This is a genomic window from Nocardia sp. Root136, from assembly GCF_001427185.1.
In the GTDB taxonomy this organism is placed as follows: Bacteria; Actinomycetota; Actinomycetes; order Mycobacteriales; family Mycobacteriaceae; genus Nocardia; species Nocardia salmonicida.
The window spans coordinates 379,643-394,626 of the sequence record NZ_LMFE01000010.1; the positions used below are offsets into that span (position 1 = coordinate 379,643).

The 14,984-nt window shown below is 67.9% G+C and carries 18 protein-coding genes and 2 tRNA genes; 11 read left to right on the forward strand and 9 right to left on the reverse strand.

The genetic code is table 11. The annotated features are described in order from the left end of the window. Nucleotides 1-8: 8 nt before the first annotated feature. Nucleotides 9-809, forward strand: coding sequence for a metallophosphoesterase (locus ASD42_RS26680; RefSeq protein ID WP_056821523.1), 801 nt, complete (start codon nucleotides 9-11; stop codon nucleotides 807-809). 12 nt (nucleotides 810-821) lie between these two features. Here ASD42_RS26680 and ASD42_RS26685 read toward each other — a convergent pair whose 3' ends face one another. After that, nucleotides 822-1,226, reverse strand: a complete 405-nt coding sequence (locus ASD42_RS26685; protein ID WP_056821524.1) for a DUF1801 domain-containing protein — start codon at nucleotides 1,224-1,226, stop codon at nucleotides 822-824. 193 nt (nucleotides 1,227-1,419) lie between these two features. On the opposite strand from ASD42_RS26685, the gene ASD42_RS26690 reads away from it, so the two are divergent. After that, nucleotides 1,420-1,779: a hypothetical protein gene (locus ASD42_RS26690; protein WP_056821525.1), complete on the forward strand. Its 360-nt coding sequence runs from the start codon at nucleotides 1,420-1,422 to the stop codon at nucleotides 1,777-1,779. 7 nt (nucleotides 1,780-1,786) lie between these two features. Here ASD42_RS26690 and fabG read toward each other — a convergent pair whose 3' ends face one another. From fabG to ASD42_RS26705, 3 genes are all read right to left on the reverse strand, one after another. Further along, the gene (fabG, locus tag ASD42_RS26695) at nucleotides 1,787-2,545 is read right to left on the reverse strand and encodes a 3-oxoacyl-ACP reductase FabG (protein WP_056821526.1); all 759 of its coding nucleotides are present in this window, start codon (nucleotides 2,543-2,545) and stop codon (nucleotides 1,787-1,789) included. Between the two features lie 35 nt (nucleotides 2,546-2,580). After that, nucleotides 2,581-2,657 (reverse strand) — tRNA-Pro (locus ASD42_RS26700). 42 nt (nucleotides 2,658-2,699) lie between these two features. Continuing rightward, nucleotides 2,700-2,770: transfer RNA gene (locus ASD42_RS26705), tRNA-Gly, on the reverse strand. A gap of 684 nt (nucleotides 2,771-3,454) precedes the next feature. Between ASD42_RS26705 and ASD42_RS26710 the strand changes: the two genes are divergently transcribed. Next, entirely contained in the window at nucleotides 3,455-4,408 is a 954-nt protein-coding gene (locus tag ASD42_RS26710) for a GGDEF domain-containing protein (protein WP_056821857.1), read from the forward strand. Nucleotides 4,409-4,450: 42 nt separating this feature from the next. Here the strand turns inward: ASD42_RS26710 and ASD42_RS26715 are convergent, their stop codons facing one another. Beyond that, nucleotides 4,451-5,257 carry an Fpg/Nei family DNA glycosylase gene (locus ASD42_RS26715; RefSeq protein ID WP_056821527.1) on the reverse strand — a complete coding sequence of 269 codons (807 nt, stop codon included), beginning with the start codon at nucleotides 5,255-5,257 and terminating at the stop codon, nucleotides 4,451-4,453. A 4-nt stretch (nucleotides 5,258-5,261) separates the two neighbouring features. Next, nucleotides 5,262-5,735 carry a ribose-5-phosphate isomerase gene (locus ASD42_RS26720; protein WP_056821528.1) on the reverse strand — a complete coding sequence of 158 codons (474 nt, stop codon included), beginning with the start codon at nucleotides 5,733-5,735 and terminating at the stop codon, nucleotides 5,262-5,264. Nucleotides 5,736-5,771: 36 nt separating this feature from the next. On the opposite strand from ASD42_RS26720, the gene ASD42_RS26725 reads away from it, so the two are divergent. Next, nucleotides 5,772-6,989: a M48 family metallopeptidase gene (locus tag ASD42_RS26725; protein WP_371852095.1), complete on the forward strand. Its 1,218-nt coding sequence runs from the start codon at nucleotides 5,772-5,774 to the stop codon at nucleotides 6,987-6,989. Nucleotides 6,990-7,030: 41 nt separating this feature from the next. On the opposite strand, the gene ASD42_RS26730 is transcribed toward ASD42_RS26725, so the two are convergent. Next, nucleotides 7,031-7,675, reverse strand: a complete 645-nt coding sequence (locus ASD42_RS26730) for a mycothiol-dependent nitroreductase Rv2466c family protein (RefSeq protein ID WP_056821530.1) — start codon at nucleotides 7,673-7,675, stop codon at nucleotides 7,031-7,033. A 151-nt stretch (nucleotides 7,676-7,826) separates the two neighbouring features. Here ASD42_RS26730 and ASD42_RS26735 point away from each other — a divergent pair, with 151 nt between their 5' ends. The 5 genes from ASD42_RS26735 to ASD42_RS26755 all read left to right on the forward strand — a co-directional run bounded on the left by ASD42_RS26735 (nucleotide 7,827) and on the right by ASD42_RS26755 (nucleotide 11,737). Next, nucleotides 7,827-9,047, forward strand: a complete 1,221-nt coding sequence (locus ASD42_RS26735; RefSeq protein ID WP_056821531.1) for an NAD(P)/FAD-dependent oxidoreductase — start codon at nucleotides 7,827-7,829, stop codon at nucleotides 9,045-9,047. Between the two features lie 94 nt (nucleotides 9,048-9,141). Beyond that, complete coding sequence (locus ASD42_RS26740; protein ID WP_062985225.1) at nucleotides 9,142-9,540, forward strand: YciI family protein; 399 nt, start codon at nucleotides 9,142-9,144, stop codon at nucleotides 9,538-9,540. Beyond that, a complete protein-coding gene (locus tag ASD42_RS26745; protein ID WP_056821532.1) occupies nucleotides 9,537-10,754 on the forward strand; it encodes an RNA polymerase sigma factor in 1,218 nt (405 codons plus the stop codon). Before ASD42_RS26740 ends, ASD42_RS26745 begins: the two co-directional genes overlap by 4 nt. Nucleotides 10,755-10,808: 54 nt before the next feature. Next, on the forward strand, nucleotides 10,809-11,285 hold the full coding sequence (locus tag ASD42_RS26750; RefSeq protein WP_056821533.1) for an NUDIX domain-containing protein: 477 nt from the start codon (nucleotides 10,809-10,811) through the stop codon (nucleotides 11,283-11,285). Between the two features lie 20 nt (nucleotides 11,286-11,305). Beyond that, complete coding sequence (locus ASD42_RS26755) at nucleotides 11,306-11,737, forward strand: nitroreductase family deazaflavin-dependent oxidoreductase (RefSeq protein ID WP_056821534.1); 432 nt, start codon at nucleotides 11,306-11,308, stop codon at nucleotides 11,735-11,737. Here the strand turns inward: ASD42_RS26755 and ASD42_RS26760 are convergent. Next, nucleotides 11,721-12,677: an AraC family transcriptional regulator gene (locus ASD42_RS26760; protein WP_056821535.1), complete on the reverse strand. Its 957-nt coding sequence runs from the start codon at nucleotides 12,675-12,677 to the stop codon at nucleotides 11,721-11,723. The two genes, ASD42_RS26755 and ASD42_RS26760, sit on opposite strands and share 17 nt — an antisense overlap. A gap of 123 nt (nucleotides 12,678-12,800) precedes the next feature. On the opposite strand from ASD42_RS26760, the gene ASD42_RS26765 reads away from it, so the two are divergent. Beyond that, on the forward strand, nucleotides 12,801-13,541 hold the full coding sequence (locus tag ASD42_RS26765; protein ID WP_082844017.1) for an NAD(P)H oxidoreductase: 741 nt from the start codon (nucleotides 12,801-12,803) through the stop codon (nucleotides 13,539-13,541). A gap of 92 nt (nucleotides 13,542-13,633) precedes the next feature. Here the strand turns inward: ASD42_RS26765 and ASD42_RS26770 are convergent, their stop codons facing one another. After that, a complete protein-coding gene (locus ASD42_RS26770; RefSeq protein WP_084465352.1) occupies nucleotides 13,634-14,452 on the reverse strand; it encodes an NAD(P)-dependent oxidoreductase in 819 nt (272 codons plus the stop codon). Nucleotides 14,453-14,578: 126 nt separating this feature from the next. Here ASD42_RS26770 and ASD42_RS26775 point away from each other — a divergent pair, with 126 nt between their 5' ends. After that, nucleotides 14,579-14,935, forward strand: a complete 357-nt coding sequence (locus tag ASD42_RS26775) for a winged helix-turn-helix transcriptional regulator (RefSeq protein ID WP_056821537.1) — start codon at nucleotides 14,579-14,581, stop codon at nucleotides 14,933-14,935. Nucleotides 14,936-14,984 lie beyond the last annotated feature (49 nt).

The window sequence follows — 14,984 nt, forward strand, 5'->3', positions numbered from 1 at the left end:
GAGGGGATATGACCGAACCTCGCCGCACCGACCTCCTCCCCCGCGACCGCCGCGACCTGACCGGACCGTTCGACGTGATCGGCGACGTCCACGGCTGCCGCAGCGAACTGGAGACCTTGCTCGGCGAACTCGGCTACACCGTGGACCGCGACGACCGCGGCCGTCCGATCGACGCCTCCCACCCCGACGATCGCACCGCGGTCTTCGTCGGCGATCTCGTCGACCGTGGTCCCGACACCCCCGGCGTGCTGCGCCTGGCGATGGGGATGGTCGCCGCGAAGACCGCCCTGTGTGTCACCGGCAACCACGACCACAAGCTGATGCGCGCCCTCGACGGTCGCAACGTCCGCATCGCGCACGGCCTCGAACAGTCACTGTCCCAGCTGGCGGACGAAGACCTCGAGTTCCGCACCGCCGCACACACTTTCCTGCGCGGCCTGCCGAGCCACTACCTGCTCGATCGCGGCAGGCTCGTCGTCGCCCACGCCGGTCTCCCGGAAAGCCTGCACGGCAGCACCTCCGGCCGAGCCCGCTCCTTCGCCCTCTACGGCGCCCCCACCGGCGAACTGGACGAACACGGCTACCCCATCCGCTACGACTGGGCCCAGGACTACCGAGGCGCCCCGACCGTCCTCTACGGCCACACCCCGGTGCCCACCCTCGCCTGGGTCAACAACACCCTCTGCCTCGACACCGGCGCCGTCTTCGGCGGCACCCTCTCCGCCCTGCGCTACCCCGAGCTGACCACGATCTCGGTCCCCGCGGAACAGGTCTGGAGCGAACGCGCGGGCATCACCCCGACTGTGTGACGGGCACGAACCCTAGCCCTCGCCGCGCTCCTTCTTGATCTTGCGCCAGCCACCCGCCCGGTTGTCGGCGATGATCTGTTTCAGCATCGTCGACAGCGCTCGTTCGTTGAGGGTCTGACCCTCGTACACGGCGACCGTACGGGCGGTTTTGTTGTCGTGACCACCGGTGATGATGTGGTCGGGGTCGGGGACGATCGCGCCGTCGTAGAGGAAGATGTTGACGTGCGTCTTGGCGGCGAGCAGCGCGCAGATATTGCCGTCGAGCACGAAGTAGGGCTGGATTCGACGTTTGACCGTTTCGGTGACCGCCGGGTCGGCGGCGTGGACGAGCTCACGCACCTGGCGACAGATTCCCTGCTGCCAGACAGGCAGCGCGTCGATATAGGCGTCGACTCGCGGATCGGCGACATAGGTCATCGACCGATCCTGACACATCGGATGTCGCTGTCCGCCTAGGTCGGACCAGCGGTTTTTCACCGGGCGACAGGTTCGCCGGTCACGGATCGTCGCCGAATCGTCAACGCCGAATCCGGGTGTGACGTGCGGATTCGGACCCGGATGGGCCTACCATCAGCAGCGGACGACCCGACTCATCGATGAGGAGAGGTTCATGCGCCGTACATTTCTCGCACTGTCCGTACTCGCTCCGCTCATGGTCAGCGGTGTCGCGAGCGCCGATCCGGTACCCGTGGGGACGGGGTCGCTGACGGTGTGGACGTTCACCGGCCGGGAGCCGATGCCGGTGAATCGGGCCGATATCGAGGTCACGCCGTGCGATGCGAAGCAGGTGGTCGCCACGCTGGTCAGTGGTGCCGACGGGCGGGCCACGGTGGCGCTGCCGGTGGGCTGCTACGAAGCCGAGGTGGTGACCGTGCCCGGCGGCTGCGGGTTGGCCGTCACGGAGCCGGTCAGGGTCACCGTGGCAGCGGGCACCGAGGCGCGAGCGGACTTCCGGTTCGGCTGCGCCTGAGGCGACCTCAGTCCTTCGGGCCGCCTGCCACATAGATGACCTGACCCGACACGAAGCCGGCGCCCTCGCTCGCGAAGAACGAGGCGGTGTTGGCGATGTCGTCGGGCGTGCCGACCCGGTTGACCGGGATCTGCGCGGCGGCAGCCGCTTTGAACGCCTCGAACTCGACGCCGACGCGGGCGGCCGTCGCGGCGGTCATCTCGGTTTCGATGAAGCCGGGAGCGATCGCGTTGGCGGTGACGCCGAATTTGCCGAGTTCGAAGGCGAGAGTCTTGGTGAAGCCCTGCATGCCCGCCTTGGCCGCGGAGTAGTTGGCCTGGCCGCGATTGCCGAGCGCCGAGGTGCTCGACAGGTTGACGATGCGGCCGAACTTCGCCTCGACCATGTACTTCTGCACCGCGCGGGTCATCAGGAAGGCGCCGCGCAGGTGCACGTTCATGACGGTGTCCCAGTCGTCTACCGACATCTTGAACAGCAGGTTGTCGCGCAGCACGCCCGCGTTGTTGACCAGCACGGTCGGCGAGCCGAGTTCGGTGGCGATCCGCTCCACCGCGGCGGCGACAGCCCCTTCGTCGGCCACATCGGCGCCGACCGCGAGAGCTTCGCCCCCGGCGGACGCGATGGTGGCGACGGTGCCCGCGCAGGCGGCTTCGTCGAGATCGAGCACGGCGACGGCATATCCGTCGGCAGCGAGCTTGACCGCGACCGCGGCGCCGATGCCACGGGCTGCTCCGGTGACGATCGCGACCTTACGTTGCGTGGGCATCCGTCTCCTACAAGCCTGAGCTGGGCGAATGGTGATGGTCGGGGTGACAGGATTTGAACCTGCGACCCTCCGCTCCCAAAGCGGATGCGCTACCAAGCTGCGCTACACCCCGATACCTCACCGGCGAGAGCACCGTCGAGGCAATACATGTTTGAGCGGGTGACGGGAATCGAACCCGCACCATCAGCTTGGAAGGCTGAGGTTCTACCATTGAACTACACCCGCAGGCATACGACATCGATGGGATCGCCACGATGTCGTGTGCGCCACGACTGTACCGAACCCCGCGCGAAAAATGCCAATCCGGCCCCTGCCTGCCCGATTGATGCGCCTCGGCCGCCGGTGTACCCAACTTCTCTGCGATCAATCGCCGCTATGCCCGATTAGGGCCTAATGACCCTAGCCCCGAAACGTCCTCCCGGCGACGATGGATCGGTGCGCCCATGGGGACCGGCGCCTGCTCCACCGGGGGGATTAAATAGGAGAATTATCCTTGAAAACCCGCCACGTGGGCGGCGAGTAGGCCACCATGAGAGTGCGCGTGACGACTACTGCCACATCGTCACAACTCGCACCCCGTGCCAGGAGGGACCCATGGCGACACAACGTCCACCGCCCAGCGGAGGGCATCACGCTGCACGTTTCGGGTTTCCGAAAATTCTTTCGGAAAATGTGTAACGCCGAAGGCTCTGCAGCGATGTCATAGCCGATCGCCATTCGCGAGAGACCAGAGAACACGTTCCAGAACGTGAATTTTCGGTCTCGGGTGGCTTGCTAGGATCCTTTTTGCCGGACGGGGGTATCTGGAAAGGGGGCGGTGAGCGTGTGCCGAACTCGGTGGACCCAACCGCGTAGCAGTGCGAATGATCGAGGTGGCAAGACCGTCGCCACCTATCGCCGGTGATCTCGATGACCCACATCGAGCCACCGGTCGCCGCGATGGCCCGCGCCTGGGCCCGCGCGGTATGCGCCGAACCGGGCTCTTCCACGGCGCCGCACCAGTTGGAGCCGGTGCTCGTCGACATCGTCGAGCGGCTGCTGCACCTGGCTCGGACCGAACCGTTCCCGGTACCACAGGCGCGCAAGCTCGGCGCGCGGTTGGCCGAGGCGCCTTTCGAACGCACCAGGATGCTGGCCCATGCCAGTCGCTGGCTGCTCGGCTTCCCCTCGGGGGTTCCGGGCTCGCTGGTGGCGACCCGCTGGCCGCTGGTGGCCAGCCAGGCCATCGACAGCTACGCACAGGCACTACAGGAACGCGCTCTGGCGCAACAGGAACAGAACATCTCGGCGAAAGTGTCACTGCGCGTACAGGAGATCGCCGCGCTGCAGCACCGCTTGCGCCACGAGGCGACCCACGACGCACTCACCGATCTCGCGAACCGCACGCTGCTGCAGGAACGGGTACGTGCGTTCGCCGCCGACCCGAGCCGCGGTGTCGGTGTGCTGGTGGTGGACCTCGACCGCTTCAAACAGATCAATGACGGCTACGGACACGCGATCGGCGACGAGGTACTGGTCGAACTGGCCAACCGGCTGCGTGAGGTGTGCCCGCCCGACACGGTGATCTGCCGATACGGCGGCGACGAGTTCGTGGTGGCGGCCAACCCGCGCCGCGACACCCTCGGCGAGCTGGCACACCGGGTAGTCGCGGCACTGCGCGACCCGGTGTGGTCGAGCGCGGGCCCCGTACCGGTTTCGGCCAGCGTGGGCACCGCTTTCTGCCCACCGGGAAAGACGTGCGATTTCACCGACCTGTTGCGTCGCGCCGACCGCGCGATGTACTCGGCGAAGTCGGCGGGCGGGCGGCGTTTCGCGCTCGCTGAATCGGGCGACCCCGAACTGGGAACGGCGGTCGCCGGCTGAGTCGGATCGCGAAGCCTGCACTTCGCGGTCCGGCTCAGCCGATTACTCTGCCGGCTGACAGGTGGGGCACCAGAAGAGGTTTCGGGCTTCCATGACCTTGTGTGCGATGGGGGTCGCGCACACTCGGCACGGTTCGCCCTGACGGCGGTAGACGTAGGTGCGGGGGCGGTCTTTGGTGTACGACGGTGCGCCGGTGTCGTGTTCGGGGCGGACCACGTGCATCCGGCCGGTGGTGACGCCGATCGGCATGAGCTCGACCAGGTCGGCCCAGAGGGCGTCCCATTCCTCAGCGGTGACCGAGGTGCCGGGGCGGAACGGTGAGATGCCGTGGCGAAACAGGACTTCCGCGCGGTAGACGTTGCCGACGCCGGCGATCAAGGCCTGATCCATCAGCAACGCGCCGATCGCCCTGCGGGAACGCCGAATTCGCGCGCCCGCGCGTTCGTGGTCGGCGTCGGCACGCAACGGGTCGGCGCCGAGGCGCGCGGTGAGCGCGTCCACTTCGGGCGGCGACAACACTTCACACGCCGTGGGTCCGCGCAGATCGGTACCGAAATTTGTTGCGGCACCGAGCATTCGCATCCGTACCTGCCCGACCGGCGCCGCCATCGGCAACTCGACCTCGCTGAAGATGCCGTACAGCCCGAGATGCACATGCACCGTCAGCCCGGACGCGTAGTGATGCAGCAGATGCTTGCCGTAGGCCTCGGCCTGCTCGAACACCTGCCCGTCCACGAGCGCGGCGCCTTCGGTGAACCGCCCCTGCGGACTCGAAACCCGTACCACCCCACCGGAAAACCGCTGCTGATGCAGGTCGGCGATCCGGTGGAGGGTATGTCCTTCCGGCACTACCTCAGTACGCGGGAATCTCGGGAGCGATGCCGGTCTTCTCGAAGTCGGCCAGGATGTCGATGCGGCGCTGGTGGCGCGCCTCGTCCGACCAGGCCGCCGCGAGGAACGCGTCGACGATGGCGAGGGCTTCGGCGGTGGAGTGCATGCGGCCGCCGATGCCGATCAGGTTGGCATTGTTGTGTTCGCGGGCCAGCACGGCGGTTTCGACGCTCCAGGCCAGGGCGCAGCGGGCGCCCGCGACCTTGTTGGCGGCGATCTGCTCGCCGTTGCCGCTGCCACCGAACACCAGGCCGAGCGAGCCCGGGTCGGCAACGGTGCGCCGAGCCGCCTCGATGCAGAAGGCGGGGTAGTCGTCGAGAGCGTCGTATTCGAGGGCGCCGCAGTCGACGACCTCCACTCCGGCCTCCTGCAGATGGGCCTTCACGTGATTCTTCAGTTCGAAACCGGCATGGTCGGCACCCAGGTAAACGCGCATGGCTGCGATTGTCGCAGGCCTGCTTAGAGTCGTTTCATGCACCCGCACGAACCGCATTCCCCGCATTCGGCGGGTTCCCCGCCGGAGCACACGGGCAGCCAGCCCGAGCGAACATCGTCACCGAACTCCGACACCGCACCGCCGTCGCCGTGGGCACAATCTGATCCACGGACCGGCGGTTTCCCCGCGCACGACAGCCCACCGCAGCCGCCGACCGGCTCGTATCCGCCCGTCGCCCCTGGTCAGTACGCTCCGGGCCAGTACGCCCCCGGCTACTACCCGCCGAGCGGTCCGCCCGCGCCACCGCAGCACCGACCGCGCGGGCTGATGCCGTGGGATCGCCCCGCCCGGCATACATGGGAGATCCCGCTGCTGATCGTGGTCATCATGATCACCGCGGTCGCGTACCTGTTCGCGCTCCTGCTCATGACGGTCGAACTGTTCACCGATCCCGTCGTCGACGAGAATGGTGTGGAGCAGACCAGTTCCCTCGTCACCAGTCCGTATGTGCTGCTGCTGTTGTTCGCCCCGGTGCTGCTGTGGGCCGGTCGTGGTCTGAACTTCGCGACGCAGCGCGTGAACGGCGTGAAGATGTCGCCCACCCAGTTCCCCGAGGGGTACCGCCTCGTGCAGGAGGCGGCGGCGCGATTCGGGATGCACAAAGCGCCGGACGCCTACGTGATCCTGGGCAACGGCCAGATCAACGCCTTCGCCTCCGGACACGGGTTCCGCCGGTTCGTCGTGGTCTACAGCGACCTGTTCGAGATCGGCGGCGCCGCACGCGAACCGGACGGGCTCGCGTTCATCATCGGCCACGAAGTGGGTCATATCGCCGCGGGCCACGTGTCCTATTGGCGTCAGCTCGGCATGTTCGTCGCACCGTGGTTGCCGGTGCTCGGGTCGTCGCTGATCCGCGCCCAGGAGTACACCGCCGACAATCACGGCTTCTGCTTCCGACCGCACGGCGCGCCCAGCGCGATGGCGACCCTCGCCGCGGGCAAGTACCTCAACAGCGATGTCGGCGTCGACGAGATGGCCGACCGGGCCGCACTCGACAGGGGCGGTTTCATCTGGCTGGTCAACGCCATGGCCAGCCACCCGGTGCTCACCTGGCGGATGTGGGCGCTGCGTGATCGCAGCAAGCCAGGACCGATGTTCTGGCGACCGAGCGCGCCGCACCCCGGCATGATCCCGCCGCAGCGCGGATATCCGCTGAATTCGGCGCCGCCCCCGCTGCCGCCGAAGCCGGTCTGATCGCTCGGGGGTGCGGTGAGCGGCACCCCCGACCCGCACGATCAGTCGAAGACCGGGTCCTCGGTCCTGGTGCGCTTGAGCTCGAAGAAGTGCGGGTACGAGGCCAGCGCGACCACGCCGTCCCACACCCGGCCCGCGTCCTCACCGCGCGGAATGCGCGAGAGCACCGGCCCGAAGAAGGCGGTCCCGTTGATGTGGATGGTCGGCGTGCCGACATCGGGGCCGACCTTGTCCATGCCCGCGTGATGGCTGGCCCGCAGCGCCTCGTCGTAGTCGGTGCTGTTCGCGGCCTCGGCGAGTTCGGCGGGCAGGTTCAGTTCGGCGAGCGCGTCGGCGACGACCGCGACGAAGGTCTCCTGCGGCGTCTCGCGCTCGTACTCGGCCTTGCGGTCGTGGATCCGGGTGCCCAGCGCGGTGTAGAGCGGCGACAGGATCTCGTCGCCGTACTTCTGACCAGCGGCGGTGACGACTCGAACCGGGCCCCACGCGGCGGCCATCATGTCGACATAACGCTGCGGCAGGTCGTCTTTGCCCTCATTGAGCACCGCCAGACTCATCACGTGGAAGTGCGCCTCGATATCGCGCACCTTCTCGACTTCCAGGATCCACCGGGAGGTGATCCAGCACCACGGGCACAGCGGGTCGAACCAGAAATCGGCGACATCCTTGGTGGCCTGCTCGCTCACGATGGGTTCCTCTCGGGTCAGCTGTGGCGGGTCGGGTCTGCCCCACCGACTGGTGCAACCGCATCACCGCCGGAATCGTTCCCGTGGGCGAAAACGCGCACTAAGCTCGGGTTGCGAGGAGTCCGGGTCGTCCGCGAGAAGGGGTCCGTTCATGAGCTCGAATCAGCATTTCGTCGTTATCGGTGGAGGTCTGGGCGGAGCGAAGATCGCCGAAGCCCTCCGCGCCAACGATTTCGACGGTCGCGTCACTCTGCTGGCCGCCGAAGAAGAGCTGCCGTACGAGCGCCCGCCACTGTCCAAACAGCATCTGGCGGGCACCCAGGAACTGCCCGATTTCACCGTAGACACGGCCGCCTGGTACCGCGATCACCACATCGACCTGCGGCTCGGCACCACCGCCACCGCGTTCGATCCGATCGCCAAGACGGTGACGCTGCCCGACGGTTCCACCCTCGACTACGACAAGCTGGCCCTCGCCACCGGCTCGCGAGCCCGCACCCTCGACATTCCCGGCGCCGACGCCCCGAATGTCTACACACTGCGCACCATCGGCGATTCGAACGCGCTGCTCGAGATCCTGCGCACGGATCGGCGCCTCGTCATCATCGGGGCCGGATGGATCGGACTCGAGGTCGCCGCGCAGGCCCGCGCCAAGGGCGTCGAGGTGACGGTGATCGAAACGGCCGAGCTGCCGCTGGTCGGTGTGCTCGGTCCGGAGATGGGCAGGTTCTATGCCGATCTGCATCGCGCGCACGGCGTCGACCTGCGCGTGCACACCTCCGTCGACGAGATCCTGACCGACGACGGCGAGGCGACGGGCGTGCGGCTCGGCGACGGCACCGTGGTGCCCGCGCAGGCGGTACTGGTCGCGGTGGGGGCGCAGCCCAATATCGAGACGGCGACCGCGGCCGGACTGGCCAGCGACGGCGGCGTGCTGGTGGACGCCGCGCTGTGCACCAGCAACCCCGATGTGGTCGCGGTGGGCGATATCGCCGAGCAGGAGCATCCGCTGTTGCACCGGCCGGTCCGCGTCGAGCACTGGGCGACCGCGCTGAACCAGCCCGCCGTCGCCGCGCAGACGATGCTGGGCAAAGCCGCTGTCTACGACCGGCTGCCCTACTTCTTCAGCGATCAGTACGACGTCGGGATGGAGTACTCCGGCTATGTCGGGCGCGGCGACGACGTGCGGGTGGTGGTGCGCGGCGATCTGGACGAGCGCGAGTTCGTCGCGTTCTGGCTCGACGCGCAGCACAGGGTGCGCGCGGGGATGAACGTCAACGTCTGGGACGTGACCGACCGGATCAAGGAGTTGATCGGATCGGCGCAACCCGTCGATCCCGACCGGCTGGCGGACACGAACATTCCCCTGTGATCCAGTTCATAGAGACAAGAGTGTCGAAGACCGCGGATCTGCTCCGACCAACAGTCGAACGCGCCACACGGGCGCACCGAACAGGAGCCGAACCGTGAAATTCATGCTGGTCAAGACCTATTCCGAAGCTGCCTACTGCGACATCGCGCTGCCGGATTGGGCACCCGAGGACATCGCCGCCCACATCGACTTCCAGCGGGCACTGGGCGAACAGCTCGCCGCCGCGGGCGAACTCGTCGACGCGCAGGGCCTGGCCGCACCGGATCAGGCGATGATCGTGTGCTCCGACGGCCGCTCGGCGCCGGTCGTGACCGACGGGCCTTTCCCGGAGACCAAGGAGTTCCTCGCCGGTTTCTGGGTGGTCGATGTCGATTCGGTCGAGCGCGCGGTCGAGATCGCCGCGCAGGCTTCCGCGGCGCCCGGCCCCGGCGGCAAGCCGATCGGTGAATACATCGAGGTGCGTCAGATCATGAGCGCGCCCGACGTCGCGTGACCGAGACCCTGCCACGCATCGAGGACCTGCTGCGTGAACTCTCGCCGCAGGTCCTCGGCGTCTTGGTCCGCCGCTTCGGCGATTTCGACCTCGCCGAGGACTCGGTGCAGGATGCGCTGCTGGCGGCGGCGACCCAGTGGGATCGCGACGGGCTTCCGGACAATCCACGTGGCTGGCTGATCCAGGTCGCGCAGCGGCGGATGGCCGATGCCGTGCGGGCCGAGGTGGCGCGGCGACGCAGGGAGACAACGGTTTTCGTGCGGGATGTGCCCGTCGACGCGATCGAGCGGGACGACACCCTCGACATGTACTTCCTGTGCTGTCACCCCGACCTGCCGCCCGCCGGTGCTGTCGCGCTCACCTTGCGCGCGGTCGGCGGGTTGAGCACCGCCGAGATCGCCACCGCCTTCCTGGTACCGGAATCGACCATGGCGCAAAGGATCTCGCGGGCGAAGAAGCGCTTGGCCGAATCCGACCGACCGTTCGCCGACGGCGCGCACGACAGCACTCGGGTCGGTGCGGTGCTGCATGTGCTGTACGTGATCTTCACCGAGGGCCACACCAGCAGTTCCGGTGCGGGATTGCGGCGCGGCGATCTGTCGGCCGAGGCGATCCGGCTGACCCGCGCGCTGCGCCGACTCCTGCCCGACAACACCGAGGTCACCGGCCTGCTCGCGCTGATGCTGCTCACCGACGCCCGCCGGGCCGCCCGCTCCGGACCGCACGGCGAACTGATCCCGCTCACCGAACAGGACCGCTCCCGCTGGGACCGCCCGCAGATCACCGAGGGCTTGCGGCTGCTCACCGCGACCATGCCCGCCGGGCTGACCGGGCTGTACCAGATGCAGGCCGCCGTCGCGGGTCTGCACGCCGAGGCCCGCCGCCCCGAAGACACCGACTGGGCACGAATCCTGCAGCTCTACACCATGATCGAGCGCTCGACCCCCAACCCGATGATCACCCTCAACCGGGCCGTCGCCACCGCGATGGTGCACGGTCCGGCCGCGGGGCTGGCGGTAGCCGACAGCGTCGCCGAACCGCTGTCCCGCTCACACCGCCTCGCAGCCGTCCGTGGACACCTCCAGGAGATGGCCGGTGATCACGTTGCGGCTGTCGCCGAATATCGCCGCGCCGCACAGCAAACGGCGAGCGTGCCCGAACGCGACTACCTGCTGCTGCGTGCCGCCCGCCTGCGCGTCGGCGACGCGAAGTGACACCGGGCGATCGAGCGGCACGGCGCACGGCAGGCACCTGGCAGACTCGCTCGGATGACGGACGTTTTCAGCGCGGGCGTACTGGTGTACCGCCGAGGCGAGGCCGGAATCGAAGTGCTGCTCGGGCACATGGGCGGGCCGCTGTGGGCGAAGAAGGACGCGTCGGCGTGGTCGATTCCCAAGGGCGAGTATGTGGCCGAGGAGGAGTCCGCGCGCGATGCCGCCCGGCGCGAGTTCACCGAGGAGCTCGGGCTGCCGGTGCCGGAGGGCGAATGGATCGGCCTCGGCGAGGTGAGTTATCGCAGCGGAGCCAAGCGCAAGTACCTCACCGTGTGGGCGGTCGAGGGCGAGCTCGACCCGGCCGAGGTCGTGCCGGGGACCTTCGAGATGGAGTGGCCGCCGAGGTCGGGCCGGGTCGCGGAATTCCCCGAGATCGACCGGGCGGACTGGTTCGACCCAACCACCGCGGCGGAAAAGCTCGGCAAGGGCCAGCGGCCCTTCCTCACCCGACTCGTCGATCAGCTGGACTGAGGTCGGAGTAGATTTCGACTATGCCCACTGACCTGCAGCTGAAGATCACGAACAGAGTCCACCGCGCGCTGCTCACGCTGAGCGGCGGCTGCCTCGGCAACTCGTTCTTCGGGATGCCGTCACTGCAACTCACCACGATCGGCCGCAAATCCGGGGAACCGCGCAAAGTCATGCTGACCGCGCCGATCATCGACGGCGACATGATCGTGATCGTCGCCTCGCGCGCCGGAGATCCCACCCACCCGGCCTGGTTCCTGAACCTACGCGACAATCCGAGCGTCGAGGTGTCGTTGCGCAACGGCCCCGAGCAACCGATGACAGCCCGCGTAGCCACCCCAGACGAACGCGCGGCATTGTGGCCGCGAGTCACCTCGTCCTACCATGGATACGCCGACTACCAGACCAAAACCACCCGCGAGATCCCCCTGGTCCTGCTCACGCCGAGGAGCTGAGCCCCACCCGGAACTCGGTCGGGCTGGTGCCGCGCAACCGCTTGAACGCCGCACTGAAACCGAAGGCATCGGAATAGCCGACGGTCGTGGCCACCTGTGCGACGCTGCGCGCGGGATCGGCGAGTAGTTCCTCGGCCTCGGCCATGCGCCATTCCGTGAGGTAGGCCAGCGGGGGTTCGCCCATCACCTCGGTGAACCGCCGGGCGAACAGGGCGCGCGAGACCGCCGCCTCGGTGGCCAGGCTCGCCACGGTCCAGCGGTCGAACGGTCTGTCGTGAATGGCCGACAGCGCCGGGCCGACCACCGGATCCGACATTCCCCGATACCAGGCCGGGGCGCAGTGCTGCTGTTCGGCGAGCCAACTGCGCAGTGTGCAGACCAATGCCCAGTCCAGCAGCCGGTCCATCAGCGCCTGCGAGCCCGCGCTCAGCCGGACGGCATCAGCGGCGGATTGCTCCAGCCACAGACATGTTTCGGCGTCTTCGTGGACCACCATCACCTGCGGTAGCGCCCGCAACAGGCGTTCGTGGCGGCGACCGGCTGCCCGGTAGGCGCCGACGAGAAGCGAAGTCTCTTCGGGCGCTCCGGTTGTCGACGGCGTCACGATCAGTTCCGGTGTCGCGCAACTGATATCGGCGGGCCCGAAGCCGTCGGGCACGAAACAGGACAGCTCGTAGCGCGTATGGGGGCGATCGAGCGCGGCGGCGGTGTCGGCCAGGTGGAACGGTTCGCCCGCCTGTACCAGCGCGGTGTCGCCGGCCACCAGGCAACTCCGTGACCCGTCGGGGAGGACGAGCGTGCCGCCGCCGCGCAGCACCGTCACCATGATCAGCGGGGCGCGGTCGGCGAAGCGAATCGTCCACGGCGGGCGCAGCACGGTATGGGCCACGATCGACCCCTCGGCACGAATGCCACTCAGCAATGAACTCAGGGGATCCACGCCACCAGCGTAGACGAATTCCTATCGAGTGGAGATGATCACCCATAGATCGTCCACATGATTCGCGGTTGACTCAATGGACCGGGCCGACCAGCCCGCACCACGATCGAACAGGAGCTCCCCGTGCCGCAGTCTGTCGCCACCACGACCGAAACCGCCGAACTCGTCACCACCGGATCGAGTGTCGCCGATTCCGTCACCCCGGGCGCGACAGCGCTCGTGGTGCTCGGTCACCACCGCTCCGACTCGCTGTCGGCCCATGTCGCCGACCGCGCCGTCGGCCGTCTCACCGCCGCCGGGTACACGGTGGACTTCCTCGATCTGCATGCCGAGAATTTCGACCCGAGGATGACCGTGGCCGACCAGCCCGAGTGGGGCAATCGCGACAAGGTCTACTCCCCCACCGCCGAGGCGCACATGCGGCGACTGCTGGCCGCCGACGTCGTGGTCGTCGTGTTCCCGGTCTACTGGCAGAGTGTGCCCGCCTTGCTCAAGGGCTGGATCGATGCCGTCTGGAACTACGGTTTCGCCTACGGTCGCAGCAAGCCGCGACTGGCGGGCAAGAGCATCCTGTGGCTCGGATTGGCCGGCGCGACAGCCGATGACGCGATCGTCCCCGGTATGCAGCAGCTGCTGGAAGCCCAGCTCAACGAGGGCTTGGCCTACTACAGCGGTTTCGCGGATTCCCGGGTCGGCCTGCTTCCCGATGCCGAGGAGCAGCCCCAAAGTCTCGACGCCGAGGGCAATCTCGTGATCGGCGAGGCGATCAGCGGAGACGCGCGGACCACCCACTACGCCGCCTTCGACGCCAAGGCCGAGGGCTTCGTCGACGCACTGCTCAGCGCGAGTCGCGTCGCCGCCTGAACCGACCGTTCGGCCGACCGGGAACCTGCTCCGGTCGGCCGAACACGGCGAGGGGGCCCGACCTGCCCGGGGTGTCTCGGCAGCGGCTCAGCTCAGAGCCCGGTGAGCGTGCGGCGCAGCACGCCGTAAAGCTCTGTGGGCGTGCCGGATTCGACCGCCGCCCGGTCGATCAGATCGAGGGCGGCGGCGGTGAACTCGTCGCTCTGGACCTGGACGAAGTCGGCGGGGGTGTCGATGCCGGGCGCCTGCGCGGCGAGCATCGTGGCCATGGCGTGCAGGAACGGCGTCATCAACTCGGCCAGGCGCGCCGCGGAGCCGCCGGTGGTGCGGACCATCGCACCGCCCTGTCCGAACGCGGCGAACATGGCGTACATGCCGCCGAGGATCGACACGTCGTACATCGCCGCGGCGCCGAGATCGTCGCCGACGAATTCGGCCCGGCCGAACAGTTCCAGCACCGACCGGTAGCGCTCGACTGCCGCGGTCGCGCCGCTGTAGAGCACGAAGGCGCCGGGCCCGCCGATCATCGCGGGCACCGCCATGATGCCGCCGTCGACCAACTCGATTCCGTGGGCTTCGGCCCACGCGCCCAGCGACCGTGCCTGCTCGGGCGTGGTGGTCGTCAGGTTCACCACCGTGCGCCCCCGCAACCGGTCGACAGCGGGCTCGAGGTGCTCGCGGACCGCGGCATCGTCGAGCACACACAGGATCACCAGATCGGCCGCGGCCATCGCCTCGGCAGAACTCGCCGCCACCTTCGCGCCGTCGGCCACCAGCGCTTCGGCACGCGCCGGGGTGCGGTTCCAGACCGTCACCTCATGGCCGCCCGCCAGCAGCGCCTTGGCAAGCGCGGTGCCCATCGCGCCGAGGCCGATCAACGAAACATGTTGTGCTGCTGCCGAATCAGTCACGATTCCCCTTGTTCCAGAGCCTGTCACCGCCGATCGGCAGCGCCCTCCTAGATTCGTGGGTTACGGTGGACTCCACAAGTACCGACTATCAAGTGCAATACTCACCAAAAAGTAAGTGAGGCGAGCATGAAGCAGCGAGAGCGCCCGTATTCCTGCGGTATCGATGCCGCGCTCGACGTAGTCGGCGGCAAGTGGAAAGCGCTGATCCTGTGGGCCCTGTCCACCGGCACTCAACGCTTCGGCGACCTGAAACGCCTGGTCCCAGGCGTGACGGAGAAGATGCTTATTCAGCAGCTGCGCGAACTCGAGCACGACGGCATCGTCCACCGCGAGGTCTACGCGCAGGTACCCCCGAAGGTCGAGTACTCGCTCACCGAACGCGGACTCTCACTCAACGGCGCACTGTCCACCCTCGGCGCCTGGGGCAACGAGAACATGGTGCATATCTGCGCAGTCAAGGGCGTAGACGCACCCGTGCACTGACGCGACATCCCCGGTCAGAAGTAGTGCGGCGCCGCAACATCGACCGGCG